At 64.0% G+C, this 15,428-nt stretch carries 14 protein-coding genes; 6 read left to right on the top strand and 8 right to left on the bottom strand.

Annotated elements, in window-relative coordinates:
- Positions 1–6 precede the first annotated feature (6 nt).
- Entirely contained in the window at positions 7–1,098 is a 1,092-nt protein-coding gene (locus tag J2R78_RS05025; RefSeq protein ID WP_253603290.1) for an ABC transporter ATP-binding protein, read from the top strand.
- 31 nt (positions 1,099–1,129) lie between these two features.
- Here the strand turns inward: J2R78_RS05025 and J2R78_RS05020 are convergent, their stop codons facing one another.
- Together J2R78_RS05020 and J2R78_RS44670 are read right to left on the bottom strand one after the other, a co-directional pair.
- Entirely contained in the window at positions 1,130–2,128 is a 999-nt protein-coding gene (locus J2R78_RS05020; RefSeq protein ID WP_253603288.1) for an AraC family transcriptional regulator, read from the bottom strand.
- A gap of 258 nt (positions 2,129–2,386) precedes the next feature.
- Positions 2,387–2,509 carry a hypothetical protein gene (locus J2R78_RS44670; RefSeq protein WP_256558510.1) on the bottom strand — a complete coding sequence of 41 codons (123 nt, stop codon included), beginning with the start codon at positions 2,507–2,509 and terminating at the stop codon, positions 2,387–2,389.
- Between the two features lie 157 nt (positions 2,510–2,666).
- On the opposite strand from J2R78_RS44670, the gene J2R78_RS05015 reads away from it, so the two are divergent.
- From J2R78_RS05015 to serA, 3 genes are all read left to right on the top strand, one after another.
- Complete coding sequence (locus tag J2R78_RS05015; RefSeq protein WP_244435956.1) at positions 2,667–2,963, top strand: hypothetical protein; 297 nt, start codon at positions 2,667–2,669, stop codon at positions 2,961–2,963.
- Between the two features lie 155 nt (positions 2,964–3,118).
- Positions 3,119–3,487 (top strand): BA14K family protein, encoded by a 369-nt coding sequence (locus tag J2R78_RS05010; RefSeq protein WP_253635995.1) that lies wholly within the window; start codon positions 3,119–3,121, stop codon positions 3,485–3,487.
- A gap of 351 nt (positions 3,488–3,838) precedes the next feature.
- Entirely contained in the window at positions 3,839–5,092 is a 1,254-nt protein-coding gene (gene serA, locus J2R78_RS05005) for a phosphoglycerate dehydrogenase (RefSeq protein WP_092083792.1), read from the top strand.
- Between the two features lie 9 nt (positions 5,093–5,101).
- Here the strand turns inward: serA and J2R78_RS05000 are convergent, their stop codons facing one another.
- A complete protein-coding gene (locus tag J2R78_RS05000; protein WP_253603283.1) occupies positions 5,102–6,535 on the bottom strand; it encodes a short-chain fatty acyl-CoA regulator family protein in 1,434 nt (477 codons plus the stop codon).
- A 145-nt stretch (positions 6,536–6,680) separates the two neighbouring features.
- Here J2R78_RS05000 and J2R78_RS04995 point away from each other — a divergent pair, with 145 nt between their 5' ends.
- Both J2R78_RS04995 and J2R78_RS04990 read left to right on the top strand, forming a co-directional pair.
- Positions 6,681–8,318, top strand: a complete 1,638-nt coding sequence (locus tag J2R78_RS04995) for an isocitrate lyase (protein ID WP_253603281.1) — start codon at positions 6,681–6,683, stop codon at positions 8,316–8,318.
- 221 nt (positions 8,319–8,539) lie between these two features.
- Positions 8,540–9,151, top strand: coding sequence for a DUF4269 domain-containing protein (locus J2R78_RS04990; protein WP_253603279.1), 612 nt, complete (start codon positions 8,540–8,542; stop codon positions 9,149–9,151).
- On the opposite strand, the gene J2R78_RS04985 is transcribed toward J2R78_RS04990, so the two are convergent.
- The 5 genes from J2R78_RS04985 to J2R78_RS04965 all read right to left on the bottom strand — a co-directional run bounded on the left by J2R78_RS04985 (position 9,082) and on the right by J2R78_RS04965 (position 15,399).
- The gene (locus J2R78_RS04985) at positions 9,082–10,296 is read right to left on the bottom strand and encodes a PepSY domain-containing protein (RefSeq protein ID WP_253603277.1); all 1,215 of its coding nucleotides are present in this window, start codon (positions 10,294–10,296) and stop codon (positions 9,082–9,084) included. The genes J2R78_RS04990 and J2R78_RS04985 overlap by 70 nt on opposite strands.
- The gene (locus tag J2R78_RS04980; RefSeq protein ID WP_253609757.1) at positions 10,296–12,629 is read right to left on the bottom strand and encodes a TonB-dependent siderophore receptor; all 2,334 of its coding nucleotides are present in this window, start codon (positions 12,627–12,629) and stop codon (positions 10,296–10,298) included. The genes J2R78_RS04985 and J2R78_RS04980 overlap by 1 nt, the downstream gene beginning before the upstream one ends.
- Positions 12,630–12,909: 280 nt before the next feature.
- Positions 12,910–13,143 carry a hypothetical protein gene (locus J2R78_RS04975; protein ID WP_159109512.1) on the bottom strand — a complete coding sequence of 78 codons (234 nt, stop codon included), beginning with the start codon at positions 13,141–13,143 and terminating at the stop codon, positions 12,910–12,912.
- Between the two features lie 208 nt (positions 13,144–13,351).
- A complete protein-coding gene (locus J2R78_RS04970) occupies positions 13,352–14,278 on the bottom strand; it encodes an acyl-CoA thioesterase II (protein ID WP_253603275.1) in 927 nt (308 codons plus the stop codon).
- Between the two features lie 5 nt (positions 14,279–14,283).
- Complete coding sequence (locus tag J2R78_RS04965; protein WP_253603272.1) at positions 14,284–15,399, bottom strand: hypothetical protein; 1,116 nt, start codon at positions 15,397–15,399, stop codon at positions 14,284–14,286.
- Positions 15,400–15,428 lie beyond the last annotated feature (29 nt).

Genomic DNA, 15,428 nt, shown 5'->3' with positions numbered 1-15,428 from the left:
GAATCCATGGCGCACGTCGAGATCGAGAATGTCAGCAAGGCATACGGGCCCTACAAGATCATTGAAGGGCTCGACCTCAACGTGGCCGACGAGGAGTTTGTCGTGCTTGTCGGCCCGTCCGGCTGCGGCAAGACGACGACGTTGCGCATGATCGCAGGACTGGAGGCGGTGACGAGCGGAACCATCCGCATCGGCAATCGCGACGTGACGCAATTGCGTCCTGGCTTGCGCAATTGCGCGATGGTGTTCCAGAACTACGCGCTCTATCCGCATATGACGGTCGGAGAGAACATCGGCTACGGCATGAAGGTGCGGGGCGAATCGCGCGCCAGCATCGAGAAGGCCGTCAGCGACGTGGCGCGCGTGCTTGACCTCGAACAATATCTGCAGCGCCGGCCCAAACAGCTCTCGGGCGGGCAGCGCCAGCGCGTGGCGATCGGCCGCGCCATCGTGCGCAGCCCGGATGTGTTTCTGTTCGACGAGCCATTGTCCAATCTCGACGCCAAGCTCCGCATCGAGATGCGGACCGAGATCAAGGCGCTGCACCGCCGTCTCGCCAAGACGATCGTCTATGTCACCCACGACCAGGTCGAAGCCATGACCATGGCCGACCGCGTCGTGGTGATGAACCGCGGCCGCATCGAGCAAGCGGCCGATCCGATCACGATCTACGAGAAGCCCAGCAATCTCTTCGTCGCCGGCTTCATGGGCGCGCCCAGCATGAATTTCATCCATGGCGAGCTCGTCGCCCGCGACGGCGCGCTCATTTTCACCGAGCCGTCGGGCACTGCGTTGAGAGTGCCGAAGTCACGCGAGGCGGCCTATGCCGGCAGCGTCGGCAAGCCCGTGGTGCTCGGCGTCCGGCCCGACCATGTGTTGCGGCAAGACGCATCGACAGGCTCTTCCGTCCGAATCCTTGTGAAAGACGTGGAGCCGCTCGGGCCGCACACTCTGGTGATCGGGACCGTCGGCCCATTCGCGTTCACGGCGCAAATGCCGGTCGGCGTCGCCGCGGAACCGGATCATGTCATCGACGTCGCGCTCGATCTTGAGCGAACGCACTTGTTCGACAAGGCGTCTGGGACGGCTATTTGCTGATCCGCCGCAGCCTGGCTCGACAACCGCCTGCCTAGCTTAAGAAACCTCGCGCGCGCCGGACCGTATCGGACGGATACAGGCCGAAGGCCGAGCGGTACACCGCAGCGAAACGGCCCATATGCGTAAAACCCCACTTCAGCGCGACTTCGCTGATCGGGAGCATGTTCTCCGGTCGCGACAGTTCGTCGTGGATGGCCTCCAGCCGAATTTGTCGCAGATAGGCGACCGGCGTCGTGCCGTGGATTTTACGAAAGCCCAATTGCAGCAACCGGCTGCTGACCCCAACCGTTGCGGCAATATCCGATATCGTCAGCGGCAGATGCGGATTGGCCCGCATATACTCGACCGCACGGCGAATGTAGCGCGGCGGCGCATCCAGCGGGTGGCGGCTCAACCGGTCGGTCAGCCGATGAGGAACGTTCTCAAGGATGAGCTGTATCGCTGCTTCGGATAGCAGCGCACTGGCTTTCGGAGAGCGTACCAGGATCCCGTCATACAAGCCGGTGGTGCTCGTGCGGACAAGCTGAAGAAGGGTCTGTCCAACGCCGGTCGACAAGTCGACGATCGGCGTCAGGTTGAGATCTTCCAGCGCCGTGCTCCCGAACGTCGCAGACAGCACCTTGGCAACTACGCCCGTATGCAAGGTGAGCGTGACGCTTGAGTATCGTCCATCGACCGCTTCGACCCGCTGCGCTTGCATCGTCGGAAGGGGGACGATGGCGATCTCGGAGGGGGTCCGCTGGATGCTCTTTCCTGCGATGAGCATTTCGGCCTGGCCGGCATTCAGCAGGCTTATTGCGAGTTCTCCGGCGGAATTCTCGTAAGAATAGCGCCAATCCCAACCGGCCGACAGATCGGCCCGCACGACGTCAAGTTCCGCGCCGATGGCTATGTCCGCATGCCAGCGAAACGATTCGTCAGGCCGCGGCGAGGAATGCGCATTGATCCCGTGAGGGTGGAGCATTTCAAGGAGTTCTTCGAACGAAGATCCCGATCGCGTGGGAGGTGCAGCGAGTACGTCTTCGACCATCAAATCCCAACCATCGGATGATTGCTGTTTCGCGGATTGCCCGATCCATCAGACCGGTTTTCCGCTGTTCAGGGCGTCCGCCACACGCATAGACCGCATCACCACACTAGCACAGCTTTGGTGATTTCGGGTCGCGTGCCCTTTCTCACAATTTCTTCAATATCCGAATAGCGAACAGAATATCCAGGTCGCGCAATCGAGCCGCGAAAGCTGACATTTGATCTCATCCGCCCGCCGGCATCGCGCGACAGTTCCGATTCAATCCGCCTCGCCAACGTTCGAGAGCAGCAGCGGATGCACAGCATGCGCGATCGACTGTTCTAGCCACAATCCGAACGCCTCCATCCGGAATGCGACGTCGTCCATGGACTCGTAGCCCATTTGGCCTAAATCGTCACGACCAACTCAAACGGGTTATGAAAGCATGCTTACAAGGATTACTTGCGTACTCGCGCTTACAGTTCTTTCGTCCATGCCTGCGCTGGCCGATGGTTGCGCAGATCACGTCCAGAGCACCGGCGTTCCGATGGTAACGGGCATGACGCACAAGACCTGGATGATCTTTCCGTCGGTCAATCCCGGTGCCGCCCTCGACAAGGTGTCCCGCGCCGTTCTGGCGGAGGGCTTTGTCGGCGTGAACGTCGACAAGAAACTCGGCACGCTGACCACCCAGCAGGAGACCACCGGATCCGGCCGCCCACAAACGCTGCAAGTCGTCGTCCGCAAGGACGGCAAGGGTAGTCGCGTCGATGCGACCTTCAGCTTGCCGCCGGGACAGTTGGCGCCAGGTGTCGGCGATAACCTCTGCCGCGTCGTGAACGCGGCCGGCCAATGAACTTCGCCCATCTGTGAAGCAGGCTGACGCGCGAATTGTAACCGGCCGCGCGTGTCCGGGTGTCGTCCGGTCCGGAACCAGACGAGTTCATCCAAGTCGAGGGAATCGGGACGCAGGTGCCGGCCTGCGCCCACAGCAATGAAGCAGGAGATATGATGAGTAGGGCTCGCTTTGTGAAAGTTGTTTTGATGGCGACCACCGGTGCCGTGGTGTTTTCGGCCTCCGCCATTTCGGCTCCGTTGCAGCACGGTACCGGCGTTGCGGCGGCAGTGCCGTCGTTGACCGAGAAGGTCTGGTGCCGTTACGGGCAGTGCTATGACAATGGCGGCGGCGCTGCCGTCGGCGGACTGGTCGGTGGCCTCATCGGCGGCGTCATCGCGGCCGGCGCAGCCAACGCCGCCGCGCAGCAGGAAGCTGCCGCCGCCCAGCAGCACGCGGCGTCCTGCGCCCAGCGCTATCGCTCCTACGATCCGGCGTCGAATACGTTCCAGGCAAAGGACGGCCGGCGGTATCCCTGCCAGTGAGACTGCCGCAGGCTTGCGGCGCCGGAACGGGGAGGAAGCGAACCCGCCGCTGCAGACAATAGCCCTCGGCGCCGCGCTGAGCACGAATGGAGCTCCGGCCCGTGAGCCGGAGCAGGCGTTCGAGCGCCCCAGGAGCCGCAAACGCGGCTTCTGCCGGCGAATTGGCCAGGATCTTTGACTGAACGGGTTCCCGCTCCGCGCCTGGATGCGCGGATCGAGAGGCTTCATCGGGAATCGCAGAGCGGGCAGCCCACGGCGGCTTCTGACGCGACCGTTTTCTATGCTATCACGCGATCCGTCGAAACTGCGCTCGTGGCAGGATCTGCCCGAACCTTACGAATCCGGATCTCGATGATGTTGTCGCTTCCCAAGACCAAAATACGCGTGCTGCTGCTGGAGGGCGTGAACGAATCCGCGGTCCGGATGTTCGAGGCGAACGGCTATACCGAGCTGCAACGTCTGCCCAAGGCGCTAGGACCCAAAGAACTCAGGCAGGCGCTGTCGGGCATCCATATGTTGGGAATTCGCTCGCGGACCCAGTTGACCGCGGACATCCTGGAGGCCGCCGACCGATTGCTCGTTGTCGGCTGCTTTTCGGTCGGCACCAATCAAGTGGATCTCGACGCCGCGCGAAAGCTCGGGATTCCCGTCTTCAACGCGCCATACTCCAACACCCGCAGCGTGGCGGAGCTGACCATCGCCGAGATCGTGATGCTGTTCCGCCGGATATTTCCGCGTTCGGTCTCCGCGCATGCCGGCGGCTGGGACAAGTCCGCCGAAGGCAGCCGCGAGGTGCGCGGCAAGACGCTCGGCATCGTCGGCTACGGCAACATCGGCTCGCAGCTGTCGAACCTCGCCGAAGCCATGGGCATGCGCGTGATCTATTTTGATCAGACCGACAAGCTCCGCCATGGCAATACCGAGCCCGCCGAATCGCTCGACGCGTTGCTCGCAGCAAGCGACGTCGTATCGCTGCATGTCCCGGAGACGCCGGCCACCGCCAACATGATTGGCGCCGCCCAGCTCCAGCTGATGAAGCCTGAGGCCTATCTGATCAACAACTCGCGCGGCACCGTGGTCGATCTCGATGCGCTGGCGAGCGCCCTGCGTGAGGGCCGGCTGGCGGGTGCCGCGGTCGACGTGTTTCCGGTCGAGCCGGTGTCGAACGAGGCGCGCTTTGTCTCCCCGCTGCAGGGTCTCCCCAACGTCATCCTCACGCCGCATGTCGGCGGTTCGACGGAAGAAGCGCAGGATCGCATCGGCGGCGAAGTTGCACGCAAGCTGATCGACTATTCCGATGTCGGATCGACCTTCGGCGCGGTCAATTTTCCGCAGGTGCAATTGCCGGCGCGACCGACCGGCACCCGTTTCATCCATGTTCATCGCAACGTTCCCGGCGTCATGCGCCAGGTCAACGACGCGGTCTCCCGGCACGGGATCAACATCCTGGCGCAATATCTGCAGACCGATCCGGAAGTCGGCTATGTCGTGCTCGAGACCGACGTGGTCGGCGGCGAGGGCGAGGGACTCCTGGCCGATTTGAAAGCCATTGACGGCACGATCCGCGTGCGGGTGCTGTACGACGCGAACCGGCCGCAGGGGTGATCGACTTCGTCAATCCGCCGAGAAGCCGAACGGCACGCTCGAGGTCCTGAAATCGTCCGGAAGAATCTCGCGTCCGATCGGCGGCGCCGACCGCGCCGCGCATCTCGGCCGATGGCAGACCCGGCATGCGACGCCGATCGGCGTCGGCTCGTCGGCATTCGGTCCCTGTCCGTCGCGCGTGTAGATCAACTGGCCCGCATGTTCGGCGGCGCAGCCGATCGCGATCGCCCGCTCGACGCGGATGGCGCCGAACGCGCCGCCGCCGGCGGTCACGGTGCGGGCGATCGAAAAGAACCGCTGTCCGTCGGGCAGTTCCAGCCATTGGGTGACGATCTGGCGCGGCGTCTTGAAGATGTCGTGCACTGACCATAGCGGACATGCACCGCCGTGCTTTGCAAACGGGAAGCCGGCGCCGTCAAGCAGCTTGGAAATGTTGCCGGCCGGATCGACCCGGATCAGGAAGAACGGGACCTTTTCGAGACCCGGCCGTTGCAGGGTCGTGACGCGGTGCGCGACCTGCTCGAAGCTGGTGCCGAATTGACGCGCCAGCGCCTCCAGATCGTAGCGGCGGGCCTCGACCGCTTTCGCGAACACCGAATACGGCATGATGAGTGCGGCGGCGGCGTAGGCCGCAAGCGCACGGCGCGCCAGCAGCTCGGCGCTTTTGGTCGTGAACTTGCCGGCTTCCACGGCGGCGCCGATCTCGCCCTCCAGTTCCAGATAGGCAAGTTGCTTGGCCAGCTGAAAATTGAGGCCCGCGGTATCGAGCGAGTCCTCGAGCAGCAATTGTCTGCGATGAAGGTCCAGTCGCCTGATCGAACCCAGCATGACGTTCGGCGGCAGATAGCGGACCTGGAGTTTATGTCGCTCCCGAAGCCGCTCGATAAATCCGGCGGGCCCGGCAGGTTCGTGGACGAGCCGCTCGGCGGCATCGTCGAGGCTGGCAAAATTGTTGCGGCGCGCGGCGAGAAAACGTCGGACCTCCGCAACGGGATCGTTGGCGTCAAAGTTCTCCTGGCCCGGTGAAGCGATCGCCATGTCCGGAGCCCTGCGCTCCGCAAGCGCCAGCTGCTCTTCGCGATAGGCGGTGTAGAGGCGCAGGAAGGCCTCGGTCATTCCGGGATAGCTGACCGCGAGGTCGCTGACCTCAAGCGCGGGGATGTCGATGTCGGCAAACATCGGCTCCTTCAAGACGGACTGCATGCGGGCGGTGTGATCGGCACCGCCATCGCCAGCGAGATCAGCCAGATCGATCTTGTAGGTGCGGGCAAGCCGCAGCAGCATGTCGGCCGTCACCGGGCGCTGATTGCGTTCCAGCAGCGCCACATAGGGGGCCGAGATTTCGAGATCGGCGGCCATGTCGGCCTGGGTCAGCCCGAGGTCGCGCCGCAGCCGGCGCAGTCGTGGGCCCATGAAAACGGAACGGGCGCTTGAGGTTACCATCGCCTTATCCAAGGTTTGTAAGATTCTTACAACAATACATCGGTTTCTTGTAAGTTATGACAAGTTTTCCGCGCCAGGTCTAGCTCCCTATGACGCCGCGCGTCACAAACGGTGCAGTTATTTCGTCACCGAAGGGATCACGGACATGAACTTCCAACCGCGCGGGATCAGCGACCGGGCCATCCAGGGACCGGCTTCGTATCAGAGCGAGATCGAGGCGGCCGAAGCGCTGCTCAAGGGCAAGGACACCTGGAACGGCGTCACCGCCGAAGCCGTGGCGCGGATGCGCCTGCAGAACCGCTTCAAGACCGGTCTGGATGTCGCCCGTTACACGGCTGCGCTGATGCGCGCCGACATGGCGGCCTATGACGCCGACAGCACCAAGTACACCCAGTCGCTCGGCTGCTGGCACGGCTTCATCGCCCAGCAGAAGCTGATCTCGGTCAAGAAGCACTTCGGCAATACCGACCGCCGCTATCTGTATCTTTCCGGCTGGATGATCGCGGCGCTGCGCTCCGAGTTCGGCCCGCTGCCGGATCAGTCGATGCACGAGAAGACCTCGGTGCCGGCCCTGATCGAGGAGCTCTACACCTTCCTGCGTCAGGCGGATTCGCGTGAGTTGAACGATATCTTCCGCGCGCTCGATGCGGCCCGCAAGGAAGGCGACAAGGCCAAGGAAAAGGCGCTGATCGAGAAGATCGACAACTTCCAGACCCACGTCGTGCCCGTTATCGCCGACATCGACGCCGGCTTCGGCAATGCCGAGGCGACCTATCTGCTCGCCAAGAAGATGATCGAGGCGGGCGCCTGCGCCCTGCAGATCGAGAACCAGGTCTCCGACGAGAAGCAGTGCGGCCACCAGGACGGCAAGGTGACCGTGCCGCACGAGGTGTTCATCGCGAAGATCCGCGCCTGCCGCCATGCGTTCCTCGAGCTCGGCGTCGAAGACGGCATCATCGTGACCCGTACCGACTCGCTCGGCGCCGGCCTGACCCAGCAGATCGCCGTGAGCCATAAGCCCGGCGACCTCGGCGATCAGTACAACAGCTTCCTCGACTGCGAGGAAGTGACGGCGGCCAATGCGCGCAACGGCGACGTCATCATCAACCAGAACGGCAAGATGATGCGTCCGAAGCGTCTGCCCAGCAACCTCTACCAGTTCCGTCCCGGCACCGGTGCGGATCGCTGCGTGCTCGACTGCATCACCTCGCTGCAGAACGGCGCCGACCTGCTGTGGATCGAGACCGAGAAGCCGCATATCGAGCAGATCGCCTCGATGGTCGATCGCATCCGCAAGGTCATTCCGAACGCGAAGCTGGCGTACAACAACTCGCCGTCGTTCAACTGGACGATCAACTTCCGTTGGCAGGTCTATGACGCGATGAAGGAAGCCGGCAAGGATGTCAGCAAGTACAACCGTGCCGAGCTGATGAAGCCGGAATACGACGAGACGCCGCTGGCGATCGAAGCCGACGAGCGCATCCGTACCTTCCAGGCGGATTCGGCCAAGCGCGCCGGCATCTTCCACCATTTGATCACGTTGCCGACCTATCACACGGCGGCGCTGTCGACCGACAATCTCGCGAAGGAGTATTTCGGCGAGCAGGGCATGCTTGGCTACGTCAAGAACGTGCAGCGCGCGGAGATCCGCCAGGGCATCGCCTGCGCCAAGCATCAGAACATGGCGGGCTCCGACATCGGCGACGATCACAAGGAGTACTTCGCCGGTGAGGCTGCCCTCAAGGCGGGCGGCGCCCACAACACGATGAACCAGTTCGGCTAATCGATCGAACAGATCATTCGACTATCGGCTGGACGGTCTGGCGCGCGAGCAGCCTGGCCTGTCCGCCGGCGGCGGGGCGATTTTCGACCACGGTGACGCGGTCGAGATCGCCCCGTAACGTTTTTGGCCACGATCCCCTCAAGCCCGCCCACTTGCAGAGGTTCGCACGTTCCACGCGCGTGTGGTAATGCGTCGCTGCGATCTTGAGGGCATGCCACGCGATGAGTGTCGGGCACTACGCATCCGCCGTCACCAGCTCCGCTGTGATGGAGCTGCTGAAGCCGTTCGATCCTCGTATCGTCGGAACGCTGCCGCTCGGCCTTACCGTGCCCGGCAGCGACATCGATATCGTCTGCCATGCGTCCGATCCGAACGCATTCGCGGACATCATTTGGGCTCACTATCAAGCGTGCGATGATTTCGTCCTCTTCCGGTGGACCTCGGGGACGCGGCCGGTGATTGCCCGCTTTGTGTGCGACGGCTGGCCGTTCGAACTGTTCGGTGATCAGCGTCCGGTGGAGCAGCAACGGGGCTGGATCCACTTCGAGGTCGAACGGCGGCTGCTTGCACTTGATGATGGACGGCTGCGGCGAGCCGTCAGCGAATTGAGGGCGGGCGGTCTCAAGACCGAGCCTGCGTTCGCTGCCGTGCTCGGGATATCGGGCGATCCCTATCGTGGATTGCTTGAGCTCGCGGCCGAAACGGACGCCGAGTTACGTGCCCGGCTCGCGGCGTGCGATTTCGACAAATTGATGAAACGGCTTCATTCGCCCGGAACGAGGTGGCCGACCGGCGGCCGCTCCAGCCGCCGGTGCCTGCGACGGGACAGATAGAGCAGCAGGCCGGTCACGGCAAAGAGCGGCATCATGGCGGCGGCCAGCATGAAAGCGAGCTTGCCGGGCCATCCCAGGATGGCGCCGCGGTGGATGTCGAGCACGCTGGCGAGGACGCGTTCGCCAGACGTCTTGTCGGCGTAGCGATCCGATGCGATGACGCGGCCGGTGAGGGCATCGATACGGAATTCGTCACGCACGGCCTCGCGCGACGAGTCCCGCGGCCATGACCGCACGCGCACGGCCGTGCCCGCGCCGGCCGGCATGGTCAGGAGGACCCTTCCGTAACTGTTGTTCTCCTGCTGCAGGAACGTCGACCAGACGTGATCGAAGGCAAGCGGCTTTGCCTCGGCCTTCGCTTCGGTCTTGGCTTCACCCTTGCTCTCGGCAGCCGCGCCGCCGCGCGGCGGTTTGGGCTGCGTCGCGTTGGCCGCGGCCTGAGGCCGCGCGAACAGCCAGTTGGCGCCGGCCTTGTACCACTCGAACGAATACCACAGGCCGGTCAGCGTCATCACCAGATAGACCGGCAGCACCCAGGTCCCGATCACGGCGTGCAGCGAGCGATGCAGACCGCGGCCGCGCAGTCCCAGATTCGGCTTCAGCCACATCTTGACGCTGCGCGCACGACGCGGCCAGCGCAGCACGAGGCCGGTGATCAGCATCACGATCAGGCAGATCGCGGCTGACCCGGTGATCTTGCGGCCGATGCCATTGCCGTCGCCCGGCAGCAGCAACCAGCGATGCAGCTTGCGGACGGTTGCGAAAAAGTCCTCGCCGCGCGGCGAGCCGAGCACGTGCCCGTCATAGGGGTCGACATAGACCGAGGACGGCCGCGTGCCGCCTTCGCTGCGAGCGAAACGGATGCGGGCCGCGGCCGATGGATCGCTCGACATCGTCACGGCCGAGACCTTGCCGAAATCGCCCGCCGCCGCCAGCCGCGCGATCAGCTCGTCCGGCGTGAGCCGCGGGGTCGCGCTGGCCTCGACGCGCATCATCTGACTGTTCAGGCTGGCCTCGATCTCATCCTCAAAGGCCATCGTCGCGCCGGTGAGGCCGACCACGGCCCACAGCAGCGCCAGCACGAGGCCAACCAGGGAATGGACCTGCAGCAGTGCAGCCTTGATCGGGCGCCGAACGTCACTCATCAGAATTTCACCGTCGCCGAGAGCGAGAAGCGCCGCGCGTCGCCCATCGCGACCGTCAGGATGCTGTTGGCCGAAGGGTAGTAGACCGTGTCGAACAGGTTCTTGACGTTGAACTGGTAGATGACCGGGAACGACTGGACCTTGGTCTCGTAGGTCGCAAACATGTCCGCGACCGTGTAGGCCGGCAGCACGAAGCTGTTCGCCGCATCGCCCGGCCGGTCGCCGACATAGCGCGCGCCGCCGCCGAGGCGAAGCCGGCCGGGCAGGGTGGTGCCGAAATCATAGACGAGGTAGAGCGATGCGGTGTTCAGCGCGACGTTCTGCAGGGCCTTGCCGGCGAGCGTCGGGTCCTCGGTTACGCGTGCGTCGGTATAGCCATAGCTGCCGATCATGCTCCAATTGTCTGATAGCCTGCCGGTGACGTCGAGTTCGACGCCACGCGAGCGAACCTTGCCCGCCGTACGGTACTCGACGATACCAGTCGTGGCGTTGAGCTGCGAAACCAACACGTTCTTCTTGTCGATGTCGTAGAGCGCAAGCGTGCCGGAGATCTGTTTGTTGAAGTCGAACTTGACGCCGGTCTCCCATTGGGTGCCCTCTTCGGGCGCGATGTTGGAGCCGATCACGACGCCGCCGGTAAGCGGCGCGATGGTCGAGGTGGGTTTCAGCGATTGCGTGTAGCTCGCATAAAGCGAGACCTGGTCGGTGAGCTTGAAGATGGCGCCGCCGAGCGGCAGCACCTTGTCGGCCGAGACATTGGTATTGGTGATGAACGGGCGGCCCTTGCCGGCGAGCTGGTCGTAATCCATGTAGCGTACGCCGCCGACCAGCGCGAAGCGCTCGGTCAGATGCAGCGTGTCCTGGAAGAACAGCGACCACTGGCCGAGCTTGTCGGTCTGCGCGCTGTCGGCGGCGGACACCGTCGTCCCCGGCGTGATCAGCCCATAGATCGGATTGTAGAAGTTGAAGCTCGGCGTCGCCTGCCGGATCAGGTCGTCGCGGTAGATCGTGCGGTACTGGCCGTCACCGCCGAACAGCACCTCGTTGCGAATGTTGCCGAGCCAGACGTTGCCCTGCAGATAGGAGGTGCCGTAGCTGGCATTGCTGAGCGAGCCCCACGTGCCGTCATTGCTGCGGGTCTCGACGCCGGTCTTGGCGTTGACGCCGGTGATGCGGAGCTGGTTGGCGCTGAAGGTCTCGGTGTTGTAGCTGTAGGCCGCGAACAGCTTCCAGTCCTGGTTCAGCCGGTGCTCGACCGACGCCTGCATCAGGTCGGAGGTTCCCCACATGTTGTTGAACGGTTCGTCGAGCCGGCGCGTCGCCGGGATCGCCAGCGGCGCCTTGGTCACGGAATCGAATGCGGTGCCGCGGTCGAACGGCGTGATGAATTCGCGGTGCTCGTAGTTGAGCTGGATGGTGGTGTTCTCGCCGTACCAGGCCAGCGACGGCGCGACCAGCATTTCGCGATGGCGGCCGAAATTGCGCCAGTAATCCTCGCTCACGCCATAGCCGATAAAGCGATAGGCGAGACCGCCATCGCCGATCGGGCCGGTGATGTCGATGGTGCCGTCGGCGCCGGTCTTGTTGTTGGCGTAAGTCGAGCCGAGCAAGGTCACCGAGCCGTGCTGATAGAGCTCGGGGCGCTTGCTGATCGTGTTGACGATGCCGCCGGGATCCATGATGCCGTAGAGCAGCGACGCCGGGCCCTTCAGCACCTCGACACTTTCGACCGCTGCGTTGAGGCTGCGACCCTGCACCAGCGGCATGCCGTTGCGCATGATCGAGCCGTCGCGGTTGTCGCCGAAGCCGCGGCGCATCACCGCATCCTGGGTGCCGGCCAGCGTATTGGCCTGGGTGACGCCGCTGACATTGGCGAGCGCGTCATCGAGGTTGCGCGGCAGCTGATCCTTCAACACCTGCTCCGGCACGACGTTGACCGTCTGCGAGGTGTCCAGCGGCGAGGCGCCGCTGCGCAGTGTGGTTGGGCTTGGCATCGCGCGATAGTGCAGCTTGACTTCGTTCAGCACGGCGGCGCTGGCTGCCGCGCGCTCCGATAGTGTCGGCGGCGCCGGTTGGGCATTCCGGCTGCGCTGCCGTGCCGCGGCGGCCGCCAGCGTTCGCTGCGCCGGCTTTGCCGCGGCGGCAGCCGGCTTGCGCTTCGGCGTCGGCTGGTCGACCGAAACAGGCGGCAACGGGACGCTCGATTGGGCGTTTGCCGGCGTTGCCGGGGAGGCGACATCGGCGAGCAGGAATGCTGCGCCGATCAGCAGATGGGTACGGCCCTTGTCGGCGGCATTTCGACGGTCGCCGACAACCCGGCCATCAGCATTCACAGGCACTCTTGGACTTCCGATTCACGCGAACTCGTTCACGGCGCGCCTCTAGCAGTCGGCGTGCGCGAAAAGAACCGGAGCAGACTTGAATCTCTCTAACCGGAATAGATTTGAATCATTCTAAGACACGACAGGGCTCGCGCGTGTGCGCGAGCCCTGAACCTCGTGACCTGCTTGTCGCGTCTGCGCGTCAAATGGCCGTGCGATCGTCGCCTAAGGCTGCAGCCGTCGTCCTGTCACATCTCAGGTGTACGGTTTGCCGTAGGCCGCGCGATGCGCCTCACGACAACGCCAGGCTGACCGGCGTCTTGCCGACCACTCCCGTGCTCACGCCGTCGCGGGCCATGGATTCGATCGTGCCCCAGTTCTCGCGAAAGATCCGCGCCGCCTCGTTGGCGCTTTCCGCCTGGATCGTCAGACTGCACGCGCGCCTCGTGCCGTTGCTGGCGAGCTGGAAGTAGAGAACATATCCAGACGATTCCGCACTCCGTGCGGCCAGCGGTGCCTGCTGCATGTAGGTTTTCCCCAAAGTGTTTTTGTTGCGCCACCCGCAGGCAGGATTTGACAGGGATGCGGCACAGTCGTGGTCGCGATCGAGCTAAGCTGAACGTTTGTTCATTTTGTTGGCCGGTGTTGCCAGGATTCAACACCGGGTGGAACTTGCCGTAGCTCGGCACTGCAACTAAGCCGCGATCGCGGCATCAGCTCAACCGTCGTGGCGTCTACGCATCGCCCTCTGGATGGACCATCAGCGTCTCTTGGATCGCGGTGGCGAGCATCGCGCCGTCACGGTCGTGGACGCGCGCGATCGACAGCCCGCGGCCGCCATCCGCGCATGGGCTCTCGGTTTCGACATGCATCCAGGCGTCGGGCGAAAATACGCGATGAAACCAGATGCAATGGTTGAGGCTCGACAGATAGAGTGGCGCGCGCGACTGCAGACCGCCGAGATGGCCGCCGACGCTGGAGAAGTTGAGCCACCAGTCCGAGAGATAGGCGAACACCGCGGCCTGGGCACGGGAACCGGCGGCGAGCGGTTGCCTGCATCTGATCCAGAAGCGCAGACATGGCCCTGCCGTCGTGGCCGAGAGCTGGCGTTCGATCTCCGGAATGCGGAAATCCATGCTGGGCTTGATGTGCTGGGAATATGGGCCGAGCGGCCGCAACTGCGCCATCAGCGCGTCGGGGATCATGCTCAGATCGGGCAGGCTTTCGGGATCCTCCGATCGTGCGAACGGCACCGCGTGCCGCGGGCCCGGCTGCGGCGTGCAGAATGTGGCCTGCGCGCTGAGCACGGTACGCCCGTCGCCTTGCGTGCCGACGATATGGCGGGAGGAGAATCGCTTGCCGTCCTGCAGAACCTCCGCGTCAAACGTGATGCGCCTGACAGGATCGGCGCCGCGCAGGAACAAGAGCTGCAGCATCGCCGCCGGGCGATCTTCGGGCGCGCTGAGCGTTGCGGCCATCATGGCCTGGCCAAGAATCTGGCCGCCATAGGAGCGGCCGTTGAGATTGCCGTCGCCGAAGCGGCTGCGATAGTGGAGCGGGGCGATCGTCTCGAGCGAGACCAGCGCCTCGGCTTCCTTGTTGTCCCATGGTTCGCACGCGGCTTCGTTGCTCCCCGCGACGCGCTTGCGTTGCCCGTCCATTCCGATCACATCGCCGGGAATTTCTGTGGTCCGGGATAGAGCGGATAGCCGGCGGCGACACCGTATTCGCTGATGCCAAATCCGGTCTCGTTGCCGCCCTCGAGCCGGACGACATGATCCGACAGCGTCCGTGCGATGGCGCGCGTCGCCGCATCGTCGAGGTTCCAGATGTCGTGCCCGGCATGGGTCTCGCCGCGGTCGTCGCCATGGGTCCAGCCTTGCAGGCCGCCATACATGCCGGCCTTGAGATAGAAGCGGGTCCGCAGTCCGTGCATCCTGACATGGCGCGGCTCACCGCGATCGAAAGCGAAGGTGAAATCGGCCATCGCGATGGTTTGACCGAGCGAATCGTCGGCCCATTCGATCTTGTGCTCGACCGAGGTGACTTCGCGATGCGACACGGATCCGTCGGCCTCGCGGCGGAACTCGGTGCCCGAGAGGTAATGCGGTTGGCCCGGCGTGCGCTCCTTGATGAAGATCGACAGCGCCGACTCCGGGAACTGGAACATCGACCAGGTCCAGAAGAAATTGCGATGGGTCGCGACCGGCGGCCTGGTCTCGTCGGTGCGCATCTCGGATCGCAGGCCCCAGGAGCGGTCGCGCTGCCCCCACCACAGCTTGGGCTCGATCTCGTAACGCTTGCCGTCGGCGACGATCCAGCCGCGCCAGCGGCCGAATTGCGAGACGCGCGCGAGGTCTTCCTCGACGACACCGTTGCGCTCGCGAAAATTCTGCTTCTCCTGCGCCGCCGGAAAGCTCGCCTTGAATTCGAGCGCGAAGCTGATGCCGGACGGATTGTCGGCGAGCGAGATCCTATGCAGGCTGTTACCCTCGACGATCTCGATCCTGAGCCCGCCGACTTCCGTCTCCAGCGGACGGGTCCCGAGCCGGCGCGAGGCACGGAAATTGTGCTGACGCCGGCCGATGGTGATGCCGGCAAAGCCGTCGATCACGTTGCGGTTCGGGTAATAGCCGAGCCCGATGTCGATCAGCAGTTCGCTGCCGTCGATCGGATGCGCGGTGTACCAGTAGCGCTCGGTGAACCTGATATCGCCGCCGCCTGCATTGGCAAACGGCTGCGGCGTCTGGTGGCCGATGAGATCGTCCTGGGCTGTCAGCATTGTTCTTGTCCTTGTGTGTGAGCCGGTTC

This window comes from Bradyrhizobium sp. USDA 4538, assembly GCF_024171045.1.
GTDB classification, from domain to species: domain Bacteria; phylum Pseudomonadota; class Alphaproteobacteria; order Rhizobiales; family Xanthobacteraceae; genus Bradyrhizobium; species Bradyrhizobium australafricanum.
Note: the sequence above shows the minus strand (reverse complement) of the source record. Positions and strands in the feature narration are given on the sequence as shown.

Bases quoted from the DNA above. Each gene is read 5' to 3' on its own strand.
- J2R78_RS05025 (WP_253603290.1), top strand. From the start codon at position 7: ATGGCGCACGTCGAGATCGAGAATGTCAGCAAGGCATACGGGCCCTAC.
- J2R78_RS05020 (WP_253603288.1), bottom strand. From the start codon at position 2,128: ATGGTCGAAGACGTACTCGCTGCACCTCCCACGCGATCGGGATCTTCG.
- J2R78_RS44670 (WP_256558510.1), bottom strand. From the start codon at position 2,509: ATGGGCTACGAGTCCATGGACGACGTCGCATTCCGGATGGAGGCGTTC.
- J2R78_RS05015 (WP_244435956.1), top strand. From the start codon at position 2,667: ATGACGCACAAGACCTGGATGATCTTTCCGTCGGTCAATCCCGGTGCC.
- J2R78_RS05010 (WP_253635995.1), top strand. From the start codon at position 3,119: ATGAGTAGGGCTCGCTTTGTGAAAGTTGTTTTGATGGCGACCACCGGT.
- serA (WP_092083792.1), top strand. From the start codon at position 3,839: ATGATGTTGTCGCTTCCCAAGACCAAAATACGCGTGCTGCTGCTGGAG.
- J2R78_RS05000 (WP_253603283.1), bottom strand. From the start codon at position 6,535: ATGGTAACCTCAAGCGCCCGTTCCGTTTTCATGGGCCCACGACTGCGC.
- J2R78_RS04995 (WP_253603281.1), top strand. From the start codon at position 6,681: ATGAACTTCCAACCGCGCGGGATCAGCGACCGGGCCATCCAGGGACCG.
- J2R78_RS04990 (WP_253603279.1), top strand. From the start codon at position 8,540: ATGAGTGTCGGGCACTACGCATCCGCCGTCACCAGCTCCGCTGTGATG.
- J2R78_RS04985 (WP_253603277.1), bottom strand. From the start codon at position 10,296: ATGAGTGACGTTCGGCGCCCGATCAAGGCTGCACTGCTGCAGGTCCAT.
- J2R78_RS04975 (WP_159109512.1), bottom strand. From the start codon at position 13,143: ATGCAGCAGGCACCGCTGGCCGCACGGAGTGCGGAATCGTCTGGATAT.
- J2R78_RS04970 (WP_253603275.1), bottom strand. From the start codon at position 14,278: ATGGACGGGCAACGCAAGCGCGTCGCGGGGAGCAACGAAGCCGCGTGC.
- J2R78_RS04965 (WP_253603272.1), bottom strand. From the start codon at position 15,399: ATGCTGACAGCCCAGGACGATCTCATCGGCCACCAGACGCCGCAGCCG.